The organism is Curtobacterium sp. UNCCL17, from assembly GCF_000686685.1.
Lineage (GTDB): Bacteria > Actinomycetota > Actinomycetes > Actinomycetales > Microbacteriaceae > Curtobacterium > Curtobacterium flaccumfaciens.
This window is the reverse complement of the sequence record NZ_KK366000.1, coordinates 84674-99397: the sequence shown is the minus strand read 5'-3', so window position 1 is coordinate 99397 and position 14724 is coordinate 84674. Positions and strand designations below refer to the sequence as shown.

The window sequence follows — 14724 nt, the reverse complement described above, 5'->3', positions numbered from 1 at the left end:
CGTTCGCGCGGCCATTCGACATCGCAATGGAGTGATAGCCACCATAGGGGTATCGAATGGGCGGGCGCCACGTAGTTTCGTTGGGGTACCAGATCCACACCGACGTCCGGAGAACCCCGCACCGTGAGCGCGTCACCGACGACCCTCCCCCCGCCCACCGAACCGCTCCCGATCCAGGCCACGCGACCGCCGTGGCGCCACACGCTCATCGCCCTGTCCGTGCCGAACTTCCGGCTGTTCACGGCGACCAACCTGGTGGCGATGACCGCCGGCTGGATGCAGCGCATCGCACAGGACTGGCTCGTCCTGCAGCTCACCGGGTCGGTCGCGCAGGTCGGCATCACGGTCGCCTGTCAGTTCGCACCGATGCTGCTGTTCGGGCTGCTCGGCGGCGTCCTGGTCGACCGGTTCTCGAAGCGCGCGCTCATGATGATCACGCAGGGAGCGTTTGCGGTGCTGTCCGCGCTGCTCGCCGTCCTGACGCTGGCCGGCGTCGTCGAGGCGTGGCACATCTGGGTGATCGCGTTCCTGGTCGGCATGGTCACCGTGATCGACAATCCGGCACGGCAGGTGTTCGTCACCGAGATCGTCGGCCACAAGCACCTGCGGAACGCCATCAGCGTGAACTCGTCGGTGTTCCAGCTCGGCGGCATGATCGGTCCGGCGCTGTCCGGGGCCCTGCTCGTGGCGGTCGGCGCGGGGTGGTCGTTCGGGGTGAACGCGATCGCCTGCATCGCCGTCGTCGTGACGCTCGGGTTCCTGAAGGTCTCGGAGCTGCACCGCACACCCCCGGCGCCCCGCGGCAAGGGGCAGCTCGTGGAGGGCCTCCGCTACGCCGTGCACAAGCCGACGATCATCGTGCCGGTGATCCTCGTCGCGTTCTTCTCGGTGTTCGCACTGACGATGCCCGTGCTGCTCTCCGCCTTCGCGTCACAGGTGTACGACGTCGGTGCCGGCGGTTACGGGGTCTTCAACTCCGCCGTGGCGATCGGCGCCCTGGTCGGCGCGCTGCTGTCCACCCGCCGGGCCGTCGTCCGGCTCCGCACCATCGTCGGCGGGGTGTTCTGGACGGGCGTGCTGCTCGTCGTCTCGGGGTCGATCCCGGCGATCGCACCGTTCACCGTCGCGCTCGTGGCGGTGGGGATGTCGCAGCTGCTGTTCCAGACCGCGTCGAACTCGCTCGTGCAGCTGTCGTCGAACGTGGCGATCCGCGGCCGGGTGATGTCGCTCTACGTCCTGGTGCTGCTCGGTGGGCAGGCGATCGGCGGGCCACTGATGGGACAGATCGTCGACCACTACGGCGCGCACGTGGGGATGATGGTCGCCGGTGGCGTGCCGGCAGCGGCCGCCGCGGTGATCGCGCTCGTGCTCGCCCGCCGGGGCGGCCTGCACCTGGCGGTGCGGATGCGCCACCACCTGCCGGTGCCGGCGATCGTCGCCCACTAGCGGGGGCCCTGGCGGTGACCACCCGCCGGCCTGGAGGCCCGTGGCGGCCCCGCCCCGCGCCTCCCGTCCGCCCGTTGGTCGCGCCGGGCAGTACGCAAAACACCGGTGTTCACGCTCGACGCCGCGGGATCCCGCGGTGTGTTGTGTGAACACCGGTGTCTTGCGAGGGGCAGTGCCTCAGTAGGCGACGCCGAAACGCGTCTGGTGGTGCGCCGGGGTGACGATCTCGTCGACGAACGCGATCGCGTAGTCGGCGCCGGAGATGTCCGAGTTGCCCTCGGCGTCGGCGAGCAGGACCTCGTCCGAGGCGCGGTAGGTGCCGCGACGCTCGCCCGGGTTGTAGTCGCCGAAGGCCGCGGCGGGGCTCACGTAGAACCAGTCGACCTGGGTGTCCGAGGCGCGCAGGGCGTCGAGGATCTGCGCGTGGCTCTTCGCCTCGCCCTTGAAGGCGTCCGGGAAGCCGTCGGTGTCGAAGAGGCGGGGGCCGTCCTCGGACACGCGCATCGAACCGGCACCGCCGACGATGCCGAGACGCGCACCCGCTGCGGCGGCGGCGTCGACGAAGTGCTGGAACTTGTCCTTCAGCTCGCTGCCGTCCGCCTGCACGGCGTGGAGCGAGACGACGACGACGTCGGCACCCTTCGTGACCTCGGACACGAAGTCGGCGTCGAACGCGTCACCCTGCGCCAGGGTGAGGCCCTCGGCCGGCTCGAGCTTGCTCGTGTCGCGGGCGACCGCGGTGACGGTGATGCCGCGGGAGAGTGCCTCGTGGGTGATGGCGGAGCCGGCGTAGCCGGTGCCTCCGAAGACGACGATGTTGGTCATGGTGTTCCCTTCGTGGACGTGCTGGGCGTCAGTGACGTTGACAGTCACCGTACAAGAGTTACTCTCTTTGAGTAAGTAGGCACCTGGCGGTGCGTTGCGGAGGACACCATGTCAGCACTCGAGTACAGCCCCTATGCGGCGGACTGCCCCAGTCGGCAGCTGCTCGACCGCATCGGCGACCGGTGGAGCGTGCTGACGATCGGCGCCCTCTCCGACGGTCCCGCACGGTACTCGGCGGTGGCGGCCCGGGTGCAGGGGGTCTCGCAGAAGATGCTCACCCAGACGCTGCGGGCCCTCGAACGCGACGGCATGGTGACGCGGACGGTGTTCCCCGAGATCCCGCCGCACGTGGAGTACGAACTGACCGAGCTCGGCCGATCGCTGCGCACGGTGCTCGTGCCGCTGGAGGACTGGGCCACCTCGCACATGCCCGACGTCGCCGAGGCGCGCGAGGGGTACGACGCGCGCTGAGCACCGGCGCACTCGGAATCCCCGACGGCGACGAGTGGTTGCCTGGGGACATGCGATCGATCGTCTACACGAAGCCCGGTGCCAGCAGCGTTCTCGAACTCGTCGAGCGGGAGATCCCGGAGCCCGGAGCCGGTGAGGTCCGCGTCCGCGTCGTCGCCTCCGGCGTCAACCCGACCGACTGGAAGGCCCGCGCCGGCGGGACCTACGGCGACGGGCTGCCGTTCCCCGAGATCACGCCGAACCAGGACGGCGCAGGTGTCGTCGACGCCGTCGGTGCCGGAGTCGACGGACTGGCCGTCGGCGACCGTGTCTGGCTGTTCATGGCGGCCGCGTCGCGTCCGACCGGCACCGCGCAGGAGTACACGGTCGTGCCCGAGTCGCGCGTGGTCCCGCTCCCCGACGGCGTCTCGTTCGACGTCGGCGCCTCGCTCGGCGTCCCCGCCATGACGGCGCACCGAGCGCTCACCACCCACGAGGACGGCCCCGCACGCCTGGGCCCCGGCGCCCTGGACGGCTTCACCGTGCTCGTCGCCGGCGGTGCCGGTGCCGTGGGACACGCCGCGATCCAGCTCGCCCGCTGGGCCGGCGCGACCGTCATCACGACGATCAGCTCGGACGCGAAGGCAGCACTGGCGACTGCGGCCGGTGCCCACCACGTCGTGAACTACCGCGAGGAGGACGCCGCCGAGCGCATCCGGTCGATCGCGCCGGACGGTGTCGACATCGTCGTCGAGGTGTCGATCCCGCAGAACGCCGCGCTGGTCGCCGACGTGCTGGCGAACCACGGCGTCGTGTCGATCTACGCGAACAACGGCGGTGACGAGGCGAGCCTGCCGATCCGCCCGAACATGAGCGTGAACGCCCGCTACCAGTTCCTGCTGCTCTACACGATCGGCGATGAGGCGCTGTCCGCGGCGGCCGAGGACCTCACCGAGGCGCTGCACGACGGTGTGCTGCCGGTCGGCGAGGACGCCGGTCTCCCGCTCACCCGGTTCGCGCTCGAGCAGACCGCCCAGGCGCACGACGCCGTCGAGCAGGACACGGTCGGCAAGGTGCTCATCGACGTGACCGAAGCGCGGTAGCCGCGGCACCGGCACCGGCTCCGGCTCCGGCTCCGCAGACGATGAACGGCCCCCACGCACGCGTGGGGGCCGTTCATCGTGGACGATGCGGGAGGGGTCAGCGACCCAGACGCGCGGCGATGGCTGCGGTGACCCGGAGCCGGGCTGCAACGCGCTCGCGTTCGATGTTGGCGGCGATGACGTCGAGGTCTTCGTAGTCGGCGTCGGTGGTGGTGTCGTTCCAGTTCGGCGAAGAGATCCGGGCGCGCCCGAACGACGGCGGAGCAGGGTTCACGGTCGTCATGGGGGCATCGTACGTCGAGCGTCCGACAGAGCGTGTGAGCATCACGGGCCTTTCCTTGGATTGCGGTCGCGCTCAGGGAACGAGTAGGTCAGCGAGAACGCGACGGCCATGAACGACGCCATCATCGCGATGTTCTTGGCGTCGAGTTCGGTGAAGGCGTCGGGGACCGGGGAGTCGACGGTGAGCATGCCGAACGAGTACTGGTCGGACCGGATCACCACCGAGACGTACGAGGTGTACCGCGGTTCGAAGCCCGGCTGGTCCTGGTCGACGTCCACGTCGGCCGAGCGGTCACCGACGATCCGGGGTGATCCCCCGACCAGCACCCACTCGAGGTTGCGGTCGCCGTAGGGCGTGCCCGCTCGGAAGACCCCGGCGGTGTCGCCGGCGCCACCGTGACCGATCGGCTCGAGCGCCCGCAGATCGGTGGACAGCTGGTACACGTTGGCGCGGACGTCGGGCACCTTCGGCAGCAGGTAGAACGCCAGGGCCACGGCGACGCGGTCGGCGACGACCGAGAGTTCGCCGTGGCGATCGGACCGGGGCAGCTCGGTGAACCGGACGAGCCGGGTGGCGATCTGGCCGAACGCGTACCGGACCGCCGTCGACTGCTCGAGCTCGGCCGCGGTGGCGTTGTCCTCGGCCACGGACCGTGCGGCGTCGCTGCGCCGGGTCCGAACGACCTGCACGGTCACGGCACCGACGAGCACGACGAGCCCGAACGCGACGAGCGACAGTCGGACCGCCGGCGTGACGAACAGGTTCGGCAGCTGGAACGCCGCGGTGGGCGCAGCAGCCACCACGATCGGCCACACGACCGTGCCGACCCGTCCTGAACGCTGGTTCCCCATGACCACGACGCTAGGTCACGCCACCGACGCGGACGGAGTTGTCCACAGGCGGGTTCTCCACAGGATCCATCGGCCTCCACCGGCCCGTCGCACGCAGCTGGTAAGCAGGACCCATGACCGACGTCAGCACGCCCGTTCCCGGATCCAGAGCCCTCGTCCTCGGTGGCGGAGGTGTCGCCGGCATCGCGTGGGAAGTCGGTGTCCTCGTCGCCCTGCAGGAAGCCGGCGTCGACCTCGACGCCGCCGACCTCGTCGTCGGCACCAGCGCCGGCAGCGTCGTCGGCGCGTTCGTCCGGAACGGCGCCGTCCAGCAGGCCTACGACCAGCAGCACACCCCTGCGCCCACCACCTACGAAGAGCCGGCGCCCATCGACGTCGAAGCCGTGCAGCAGCACATCGGCGCAGCACTGCAGGGTGCGACCGGCGAGCAGGACGCCCGCGCTCGACTCGGCCAGGCCGCCCAGCAGGTCGTCGGCGGGCAGAGCGACGACGAGCGCACGGCGACCTTCGGCGAGACGCTCCCGTCCACCGAGTGGCCGGAGAAGCCGCTCGCCGTCACCGCGGTCGACGCCACCGACGGCACCTTCCGCCTGCTGACGGCGGCCGACGGTGTGCCGCTCCCCCGTGCGGTCGCGGCCAGCTGCTCGGTGCCCTTCGTCTGGACACCGGTCGCCGTCGACGGCCGCCCGTACGTCGACGGTGGCGTCCGCTCGGGCACCAACGCCGACGCGGCCGCCGGGTACGAGCGGGTGCTCGTCATCGCCTGCGGCCCCGAGGGCCCGTCACCGTGCGGGCCATGGCTCGACGTCGCCGTCGAGGCGCTGCGCGCCGGCGGTTCGTCGGTCGAGGTCGTCGTGGCGGACAGCGCGTCCCAGCAGGCCTTCGGCACGAACTCGCTCTCGCTCGCCACGCAGGCGCCGTCGGCCGAGGCCGGTCACGCCCAGGGCACCGCGGTCGCCGAGCAGGTCGCTGCCTTCTGGGCCGAGGACCTGGCGAGCGTGCACGCATGAGCACCCCGTTCTCCGACCTCGACCAGTACATCGCGCTCCCCCGCGTCGACGGCATCGACGTCAGCCCCGACGGCACCCGCGTCGCGCTGACGGTCAGTGCGCTCGACCCGGACGCCACCGGGTACCGCCGATCGATCTGGCAGGTGCCCGCGACGCCGACCGCCGACACCGCCGCGCGCCCGGTCCGCCTGACACGCTCCGCCAAGGGCGAGGGCGGCATCGCCTTCACCCGCACCGGTGACCTGCTCTTCGTCTCCGCCCGGCCCGACGCCGACGCCACCGACCTCGAGGCCGCCCAGCTCTGGGTGCTGCCCGCGACCGGTGGCGAGGCCCGTCCGCTCACCCGCCTGGCCGGGGGCGTCGGTGGGGTCCTGGCCACCGCGGCGTCGTCGGACGTCGTCGCGCTGACGGCCGACCTGCTGCCGGGGGCCGGCTCCGACCCGGCGACCGTGCTCGAAGCCGACGCGGAGCTCCGGAAGACCCGGAAGGACAAGCACGTCCGCGCGATCCTGCACGAGACCTACCCGGTCCGGTACTGGGACCACGACCTCGGCCCGGCACAGACGCACGTCCTGACCCTCGACACGGCGGGCATCGACACCGACAGCGACGGCGACGCCGCCGGCGTGAGCGCCGAACCCGTCCCGCCCGTCGACCGCACACCGGCCCCCGGCCGTTCGCTCGACCACGTCGGCGGAGCGCTCACGCCCGACGGCTCGGTCCTGTTGGCATCCGTCGGTGTCCGGGAGGCCCGTGGGGACCGCTCGACGCTCGTCACCATCGACCTGTCCAGCGGCCACCGCACAGTGCTGTTCGACGACGTCGACGTCGACCACGAGATGCCGGCGCTCAGCCACGACGGCCGGACGATCGCCTGGGTCCGCACCGTCCGCTCCACCCCGGCCGGCGCGAACCAGCAGGAGGTCTGGGTCGCCGGCATCGACGGCTCCGACGCCCGCCGCGTCGCGACCGACTGGGACCGCTGGCCGAGCGAGCTCGTGTTCGAACACGGCGACCGCGCGCTCCTGGCGGTCGCCGACCAGGACGGCCGCGCGCCGGTCTTCCGCATCCCCCTCGACGGCGGAGCCGTCGAGCAGCTGACGCACGACGACTGGGCGTACTCGAGCCTGCGCGTGGCGGCGGCGACGAGCGTGGTCGTGGCGCTCCGGGCCTCCTGGGCGGCCCCGCTGCACTGGTGCGGATCGCGACGGACGGCACGGTGACCCCGTTGGCGACGCCGGCGTCCCTGCCGGACGTGCCCGCCCACCTGGAAGAGGTCGAGACGACCGCAGCCGACGGCACCCGCGTGCGCGGCTGGCTCGTCGTACCCGAGGGCGACGGGCCGCACCCGCTGGTCCTGTGGATCCACGGCGGACCGCTCAACTCGTGGAACCAGTGGTCCTGGCGCTGGAACCCGATGCTGCTCGCAGCCCGGGGCTACGCCGTGCTGCTGCCGGACCCCGCGCTCTCGACCGGTTACGGACTCGACTTCGTGAACCGCGGCTGGAACGCCTGGGGGCAGGCGCCGTACACCGACCTGATGGCGATCACCGACGTGGTCGAAGCGCGGGCGGACATCGACGCGACCCGGACCGCAGCGATGGGCGGGTCGTTCGGCGGGTACATGGCGAACTGGGTCGCCGGGCACACCGACCGGTTTCGGGCGATCGTCACCCACGCGAGCCTGTGGGCGCTCGACCAGTTCAACGGCACGACGGACTCGTCGCAGTACTGGTCGTCGATCTTCGACGCCGACGGGATCGCGGCGAACGACCCGCACCGGTTCGTGGCCGAGATCACGTCACCGATGCTCGTGATCCACGGCGACAAGGACTACCGGGTGCCGATCGGCGAGGGGCTGCGGCTCTGGTCCGAACTCGCGGAGCACCACGCGGCACCGGACGGCTCGATGCCGCACCGGTTCCTGTACTTCCCGGACGAGAACCACTGGGTCCTCGCTCCGCAGCACGCCGTGGTCTGGTACGAGACGGTGTTCGCGTTCCTCGGGCAGCACGTGCTCGACCAGGAGTGGGAGCGGCCGGCCCTGCTCGGGTAGCGCTCGCGCCCGGCGGGCGGGCGCGAGCCGGGCGGGCCGCTAGACGAACGCGGCCTGCCCGGTGATCGCCCGCCCGACGATCAGGGTGTTGACCTCGCGCGTGCCCTCGTACGAGTAGATCGCCTCGGCATCGGCGAAGAACCGGGCAACGCCCTTGTCGAGCACGATGCCGTTGCCGCCCTGCACCTCGCGGCACCAGGCGACGGTCTCCCGCATCTTCGCGGTCGCGAACGCCTTGGCCATCGCGGAGTGCTCGTCGCCACCGACCCCGGCGTCCTGCATGGCCGAGGCCTGCGTGCACAGTGCGATCGAGGCCGTGATGTTCGACAGCGACTTGACGAGCAGGTCCTGCACGAGCTGGTGCGCGGCGATCGGCTTGCCGAACTGGATCCGCTCGCGGGCGTAGGCCAGCGCGGCCTCGTATGCTCCGACCGCGATGCCGACGGCCTGCCAGGCGACCTCGGTGCGGGTCAGTCGGAGCACCTCGGCGGTCGAGCGGAACGACGTCGCGTTCTGCAGCCGACGCGACTCGGGCACCCGGACGTCCTGCATGACGATGTCGGCGTTCTGCACCCCGCGCAGGGCGATCTTGTCCTCGATCTTGGTCGCGGTGAAGCCCGCGGTGTCGGTGGTGACCAGGAAGCCCTTGACCTGACCGTCGGCGACGTCCTTCGCCCAGATCACGACGACGTCGGCGAAGGTGGCGTTGCCGATCCAGCGCTTCTCGCCGTCGAGCACCCACTCGTCGCCCTCGCGCCGGGCGGTGGTGCGCAGGCCCTTCGCCGAGTCACTGCCCGAGTACGGCTCGGTGAGCCCGAACGCCCCGACGATCTCGCCCGTGGCCATCCGCGGCAGCCACTCACGCTGCTGTTCGTCGCTACCGGCGACCGCGATCGAGTTCATCGCCAGGCCGGACTGCACGCCGATGAAGGTGGCGACGCTCGCGTCCACGCGTCCGAGTTCGAGGGCCGCCCAGCCGCGGTACACGGCCGAGTTCTCGAACTGCCGCACGAGCGGGACGCCGGGCCCGTACATGCCGAGCTCGGCCAGCGGCGCGATCACCTGCATCGGGAACTCGGCGCGCGCCCAGTACGCGTCGGCGATCGGCGCGACCTCGCGCTCGAGGTACTGCCGGAGCCGCCCGAGCGACGCGCGCTCCTCGACCGTGAGCTGCTGCTGGAAGCCGTAGAAGTCCGATTCGAGCAGGGGCGTCGCGGGCATGGTCGTTGACATGGGAACCACGATGCATCATTCTCGAAAACGTTGCAAGAGAGGATCGCGTGTACACATCGGATTCAGCGCTGCGCGCCTTCCGGGAGGCCCGTCACACCTTCATCGCCGGCTCACGGATCGACATGGGGGCGTTGGCTGCCGCACTCGGCGTCGACCGCACGTCGCTGTTCCGGTGGGTCGGCAACCGTGACCGGTTGCTGTCCGAGATCCTGTGGTCCCTCGCAGTCCCGACCCTCGACGGGGCGACCCACGCCGCCGACGAGATCGGGGCGACCGGAGCAGCCCGGCTCGTCGTCGTGCTCGACCGGTTCACCGCCGACCTGATCGACGCCCCGTACTTCCGGGCGTTCCTGACCCGCGAACCCGCTCGGGCGATGCGTCTGCTCACCACCTCGGACAGCGACGTGCAGAGCCGGTTCGTCGCCCGGGTGACCGCACTCATCGAGCAGCAGGAGTCGTCCGGTACGTTCGATCCGGCACCGTTGTCGGCTGAGGAGCTCGCACGGCTGCTCGTCCGGATCTCCGAGTCGTTCACCTACGCCGAGTTCATCTCCGGTGAGATCTCTGATCCCGACCGGGCACGTGCGGCGTTCGAGTACGTCCTGCGGCCCGACGCGGTGCACGCCACACCCGCACCACCGATCGGAGACCGATGACCATCGACGAGTACCCGTTCCGCCGGACCTACCCCACCAGGTGGAACGACAACGACATGTTCGGGCACGTCAACAACACGATCTACTACTCGGCGATGGACAACGCGTCGACGTACTGGTTCCGCGAGGTCGCCGGGCTCGACCCGTTCTCGTCGGAGTGGATCGCCGTGCTGGTGTCGTCGAGCTGCCGGTTCGTCGAGTCCGCCGTCTGGCCGGACGTCATCGAGGTCGGGATGCGCTCGAAGCACCTCGGCACCACGAGCCTGTCGTGGGAGTTCGGCCTGTTCCGCCAGTCCGACGGCGCCCTGCTCGCCACGGGTGAGTTCGTGCACGTCATCATCGACCGCGAGGGCGCCCGCCGACCGATCCCGCTGCCCGCCGAACTCCGCGAGCTCGTGACCGGCTCGATGGTCGCGCAGCAGCCCGCCGTCGCCGACTGACCAGCCGCGCGGCGCACGTCCCGCCCGACCTGGCGCACGTCCCGCCCGACCCGGCGCACGTCCCGCCCGACCCGGCGCACGTCCCGCCCGGAGCCCCGCGCACAACCAAAGTGCTCCCGAACCGCGCATTCGCGTGGTTCGGGAGCACTTTGGTTGCGCCGATCGGATCGGCACCGGGTTCCGGCCGAGGGCGGCGCGGACTGCTCAGGACTTGAGGGCTGCGAGCTCGAGGTTGATGTCGTCGGGGTCCTGCACGGACAGGATCACCATGCCGGCGTCGCCCAGGTCGGTGACCTCGCCGTGCTCGACACCCGCGGCATCGAGTCGGGCGGCCGCCTCGTGCAGCTCATCGACCGAACCCACGACGAAGCTCACGTGGTCGAGGCCGACGGTGTCCGGATCGAACGTCTGCCCTGCGGGAGCGACCGGACGGAGCCCGAACACCTGGTCACCGAGCCGGAACACCGATCCGCCGTAGAAACGCTCGCGATCCTCGCGGACACCCGGCTCGTCGACCTGGTCGCTGAAGTCGATCGCCGGATCCGTGCCGAGCAGCAGCTGGTAGAAGGCCTTGCTCCGGTGGATGTCGGTCACGGTGACACGGACGTGGGCCAGGGCGGTCGGGCGTGCGAACGGCTCGGTCATGGTGGAGCTCCTCAGGGTTGCGCGCCGTGGTTGCGACGCGCACCCGAGGCAACGCTCGGTCCCTCCGAAGCACCCGAGGCCGTGCGGCGACCGGACAGCCCCGGACACGACGTTCCGCACGCCGCACAACCGAAGTGCCCCCGAACCACGCGATCGCGTGGTTCGGGGGCACTTCGGTTCTGCAAGCGGCGCTGGACCCGAACGCCAGCGCCGCAGTCCGGGGTCAGATCAGGTCGTCGGTCAGGTGGTTCGGCGTGCCGAAGCGGTGCGCCGTGATCGACACCGCCTGCTCGCGGACGAACGGCAGGACCTCGAGCCGCCCGGCCTCGGTCACCGGGCCGCCGTACACCGCGACGTCCGGACGACCACCGACGGCCGAGTACAGCGCCGAGGTGTCCCCACCGATGAGCCGCACCCGGGTCGACGGCCCTGAGGCGACCGAACTGGCGAAGGCCTCGTCGGACACCGTCTGCGACAGGGAGCGGACGATCGGCAGCGAACGGATCGCCGCGGCGACGGACGACGGCAGCGTCGCGGCCGTGGAGACCTCGATCGTCGTGCCGGCACGGAGCGCAGCGGCGACGACGCGGACGAGCTCGACCACCGAGGCGTCGGGGTCCGTGTCCGAGCCGGCACCCGCGGCCAGCCGCACCTGCACCGACGGGAACGGCAGGTGCCGGGCGATGTTCCGCTCGGCGGAGAGCGCCGAGACGTCGGTCGCGGTGCCGAACAGCGTCGACCACGCCTGCTCGTCGGACGCGAGCGAACGGTCCAGCACCGGCGAGGACACCTCGGCCGCCCGGACGAACGCCGAGACCGGACCCGAAACGGCGACACCGGACGCAGCGACCGCCGGTGCAGGCGTCCACGACCCGAGCCCGAGCAGGTAGTTCAGCCCACCCGCCTTCGTGCCGGCACCCACGGCCGACTTCTTCCACCCGCCGAACGGCTGACGCCGGACGATGGCACCCGTGATGCCGCGGTTGACGTAGAGGTTGCCTGCCTGGATCCGCGACAGCCACGTGCCGATCTCACCCGGGTCGAGCGAGTGCAGGCCCGAGGTCAGGCCGTAGTCGACCTCGTTCACGATGTCGATCGCCTCGTCGAGGGAGTCGGCGGTCATCATGCCGAGGATCGGGCCGAAGTACTCCGTGCGGTGGAACTCCGAACCACGGCGCACGCCCTGTCGGACGCCCGGGCTCCAGAGCTTGCCGGTCTCGTCGAGCTGCTTCGGCTCGACGGCCCAGGACTCCCCCGCGCCGAGCTTCGTCAGCCCGTCGAGCAGCTTGCCCGAGGCCGGCTCGATGACCGGGCCCATCTGCGTCGCGGCGTCGGTCGGGTACCCCACGGTGAGCGAGGACACCGCGTCGAGCAGCTGGTTGCGGAAGCGCTTCGACCTGGCGACCGAGCCGACCATGACGACGAGGGACGCGGCCGAGCACTTCTGGCCGGCGTGCCCGAACGCGGACGCGACGACGTCCTTCACGGCGAGGTCGAGGTCGGACGACGGCGTGACGATCACGGCGTTCTTGCCCGAGGTCTCGGCGAGCAGCGGCAGGTCGGGGCGGAACGAACGGAACAGCTCGGCCGTCTCGTAGGCACCGGTGAGGATGACCTGGTCGACCATCGGTGACGCGATGAGCTGCTGCCCGAGGTCGTTCTCCGACACCTGCAGGAACGCGAGCACGTCGGCCGGGGCCCCGTGGGCGTCGAGCGCGGTCTCGATGATCGAGGCGAGCACGGCGCCGGAGCGCTCGGCAGGCGGCGCGGGCTTCAGCACGACCGCAGACCCGGCCGCCAGCGCAGCGAGGGTCGATCCGGCGGGGATCGCGACCGGGAAGTTCCACGGCGGCGCGACCAGGGTCAGCGCCGCGGGCGTGAAGGTCGCACCGTCGACGTCGTCGAGCGAGGACGCCAGGGTGCCGTAGAAGTGCGCGAAGTCGATCGCCTCGGACACCTCGGGGTCGGCCTGGTCGATGGTCTTGCCGGTCTCGGACGCCATGACCTCGACGAGGGCGGCGCGGTTCGCCTCGAGTGCGTCGCCGACGGCGTGCAGCACGGCGCCACGTGCACCACCGGACCAGGTCCCCCAGACCGCACCCGCGGCCTTGGCGCGACCGAGCGCGGTGTCGAGCGCCGTGGCGGAGCCGACCCGGGCCTCCTGGACGGCACGGACGCCGAGCGTCGACGAGGCGACGCGTGCGGTGATGGCGTCGCCCCAGGCGCGGACGGCGCCGACGGAGGGGTCGCTGTCCGGGGTGTTCTCGAAGTGACCGGGGCCGGGGCGGCCGACCGCGGCGTAGCGGTCGGCGACACGGTGTGATGCCGGTGCTGCGAGCCCCTCGGGCGTCGCGAGCGGCACGAGGGACGCGCGGAAGCGCTCCTCTTCGCGGGCGAACAGCGGCGGCGAGGACACCAGCGAGAAGACCGCGGACATGAAGTTGTCCTGCGACGCGCCCTCCTCCAGACGACGGATCAGGTAGGCGATCGCGACGTCGAACTCGCCCGGGTGGACGACCGGCGTGTAGAGCAGGAGCGAACCGACGGTGTTCTTCACTGCCGACGCCTGGCCCTGCGCCATGCCGAGCAGCATCTCGAACTCGATGCCGTCCCGCACCCCGCGTTCGCCGGCGAGCAGCCAGGCGTGCGCGACGTCGAACAGGTTGTGCCCGGCGACCCCGACGCGGACGTTCTCGACGCGCGACGGGGTGAGCGCCCAGTCGAGCACGCGCTTGTAGTTGGTGTCCGAGTCCTGCTTGGTGTGCCAGGTAGCGAGCGGCCAGCCGTGCACCGAGGCCTCGACCTGCTCCATCGGCAGGTTCGCGCCCTTGACCAGACGGACCTTGATGCCCGCGCCACCACGAGCGCGGCGGGCGGCGGACCACTCCTGCAGCTCCTGCATCGCGGCGAGCGCGTCGGGCAGGTACGCCTGCAGCACGATGCCGGCTTCGAGGCCGAGGAACTCCGGCTCGTCGAGGAGCTTCGTGAAGACCGCGATGGTGAGGTCGAGGTCCTTGTACTCCTCCATGTCGAGGTTGATGAACTTGGCCGGGCTGGCGGCTGCGGCGCGCTGGAAGAGCGGTCGGAGCTGTTCGACGATGTCGTCCACCGCGTGGTCGAACGCCCACGGCGAGTGCGGGTGCACCGTCGAGGACACCTTGATGGACACGTAGTCGACGTCGTCGCGGGCCAGGAGCTTGTGCGTGCCCTCGAGACGGCGGGCGGCTTCGCGCTCGCCCAGCACGGCCTCGCCGAGCAGGTTGACGTTGAGGCGGACGCCGTCGCGCTTGATGCCGGCGATGGCCGGGCCGAGCTTGGAGTCGGTGGCGTCGACGATGAGGTGGCCGACCATGTTGCGCAGGACCCGTCGGGCGATGGGGACGACGACGTTCGGCAGCACCGGTGCCATGCCGCCGCCGAGCCGGACGAGTCCGCGGAGCGCGGCGGGCAGGAACCCGGGGGCGTCCGGGGCGATCTGGCGGAGCTTGCGGGCGGCGACGGCGAGGTCCTCCGGTCGCACGACCCCGTCGACGAACCCGACGGCGAAGTCGAGGCCGGCGGGGTCGGCGAGCACGCCGGCGAGCTGCTTCGCGGAGCCGTCGACCGGGTACGACTCGGCCTCGGCGAGCCACTGTCGGACGAGCGCGACGGACTGGTCCGCCAGGGCGTCGTGGTCGATGGCGGAGTCCTCGTGCAGCGTCGTCATGGGTTCAGTGTGGAGGTCCG

At 71.3% G+C, this 14724-nt stretch carries 12 protein-coding genes and 1 pseudogene; 7 read left to right on the top strand and 6 right to left on the bottom strand.

Features of this window, described 5'->3' with window-relative positions:
* Window positions 1-123: 123 nt before the first annotated feature.
* The gene (locus tag BR70_RS0105295; protein ID WP_027465212.1) at window positions 124-1446 is read left to right on the top strand and encodes an MFS transporter; all 1323 of its coding nucleotides are present in this window, start codon (window positions 124-126) and stop codon (window positions 1444-1446) included.
* A 177-nt stretch (window positions 1447-1623) separates the two neighbouring features.
* On the opposite strand, the gene BR70_RS0105290 is transcribed toward BR70_RS0105295, so the two are convergent.
* Window positions 1624-2271: an NAD(P)-dependent oxidoreductase gene (locus tag BR70_RS0105290; RefSeq protein ID WP_027465211.1), complete on the bottom strand. Its 648-nt coding sequence runs from the start codon at window positions 2269-2271 to the stop codon at window positions 1624-1626.
* Between the two features lie 108 nt (window positions 2272-2379).
* Here BR70_RS0105290 and BR70_RS0105285 point away from each other — a divergent pair, with 108 nt between their 5' ends.
* Window positions 2380-2742: a winged helix-turn-helix transcriptional regulator gene (locus BR70_RS0105285; protein ID WP_027465210.1), complete on the top strand. Its 363-nt coding sequence runs from the start codon at window positions 2380-2382 to the stop codon at window positions 2740-2742.
* Between the two features lie 50 nt (window positions 2743-2792).
* Window positions 2793-3824, top strand: coding sequence for an NADPH:quinone reductase (locus BR70_RS0105280; RefSeq protein WP_027465209.1), 1032 nt, complete (start codon window positions 2793-2795; stop codon window positions 3822-3824).
* A gap of 97 nt (window positions 3825-3921) precedes the next feature.
* Here BR70_RS0105280 and BR70_RS0105275 read toward each other — a convergent pair whose 3' ends face one another.
* Entirely contained in the window at window positions 3922-4107 is a 186-nt protein-coding gene (locus BR70_RS0105275) for a hypothetical protein (protein ID WP_027465208.1), read from the bottom strand.
* Window positions 4108-4148: 41 nt separating this feature from the next.
* Window positions 4149-4958: a GAF domain-containing protein gene (locus BR70_RS0105270; protein ID WP_027465207.1), complete on the bottom strand. Its 810-nt coding sequence runs from the start codon at window positions 4956-4958 to the stop codon at window positions 4149-4151.
* A 113-nt stretch (window positions 4959-5071) separates the two neighbouring features.
* Between BR70_RS0105270 and BR70_RS0105265 the strand changes: the two genes are divergently transcribed.
* Both BR70_RS0105265 and BR70_RS19710 read left to right on the top strand, forming a co-directional pair.
* Window positions 5072-5968, top strand: a complete 897-nt coding sequence (locus tag BR70_RS0105265; RefSeq protein WP_027465206.1) for a patatin-like phospholipase family protein — start codon at window positions 5072-5074, stop codon at window positions 5966-5968.
* A pseudogene (locus BR70_RS19710) lies at window positions 5965-8024 on the top strand (alpha/beta fold hydrolase). Before BR70_RS0105265 ends, BR70_RS19710 begins: the two are co-directional and overlap by 4 nt.
* Window positions 8025-8063: 39 nt before the next feature.
* Here the strand turns inward: BR70_RS19710 and BR70_RS0105255 are convergent.
* Window positions 8064-9245, bottom strand: coding sequence for an acyl-CoA dehydrogenase family protein (locus BR70_RS0105255; protein WP_027465205.1), 1182 nt, complete (start codon window positions 9243-9245; stop codon window positions 8064-8066).
* A 59-nt stretch (window positions 9246-9304) separates the two neighbouring features.
* On the opposite strand from BR70_RS0105255, the gene BR70_RS0105250 reads away from it, so the two are divergent.
* Both BR70_RS0105250 and BR70_RS0105245 read left to right on the top strand, forming a co-directional pair.
* Window positions 9305-9913, top strand: a complete 609-nt coding sequence (locus BR70_RS0105250; protein WP_027465204.1) for a QsdR family transcriptional regulator — start codon at window positions 9305-9307, stop codon at window positions 9911-9913.
* Window positions 9910-10353, top strand: coding sequence for an acyl-CoA thioesterase (locus BR70_RS0105245; protein ID WP_027465203.1), 444 nt, complete (start codon window positions 9910-9912; stop codon window positions 10351-10353). The genes BR70_RS0105250 and BR70_RS0105245 overlap by 4 nt, the downstream gene beginning before the upstream one ends.
* Before the next feature lie 204 nt (window positions 10354-10557).
* Here the strand turns inward: BR70_RS0105245 and BR70_RS0105240 are convergent, their stop codons facing one another.
* Complete coding sequence (locus BR70_RS0105240; RefSeq protein WP_027465202.1) at window positions 10558-10998, bottom strand: VOC family protein; 441 nt, start codon at window positions 10996-10998, stop codon at window positions 10558-10560.
* A gap of 223 nt (window positions 10999-11221) precedes the next feature.
* Window positions 11222-14704, bottom strand: coding sequence for a proline dehydrogenase family protein (locus BR70_RS0105235; RefSeq protein ID WP_027465201.1), 3483 nt, complete (start codon window positions 14702-14704; stop codon window positions 11222-11224).
* Between the last annotated feature and the right edge of the window lie 20 nt (window positions 14705-14724).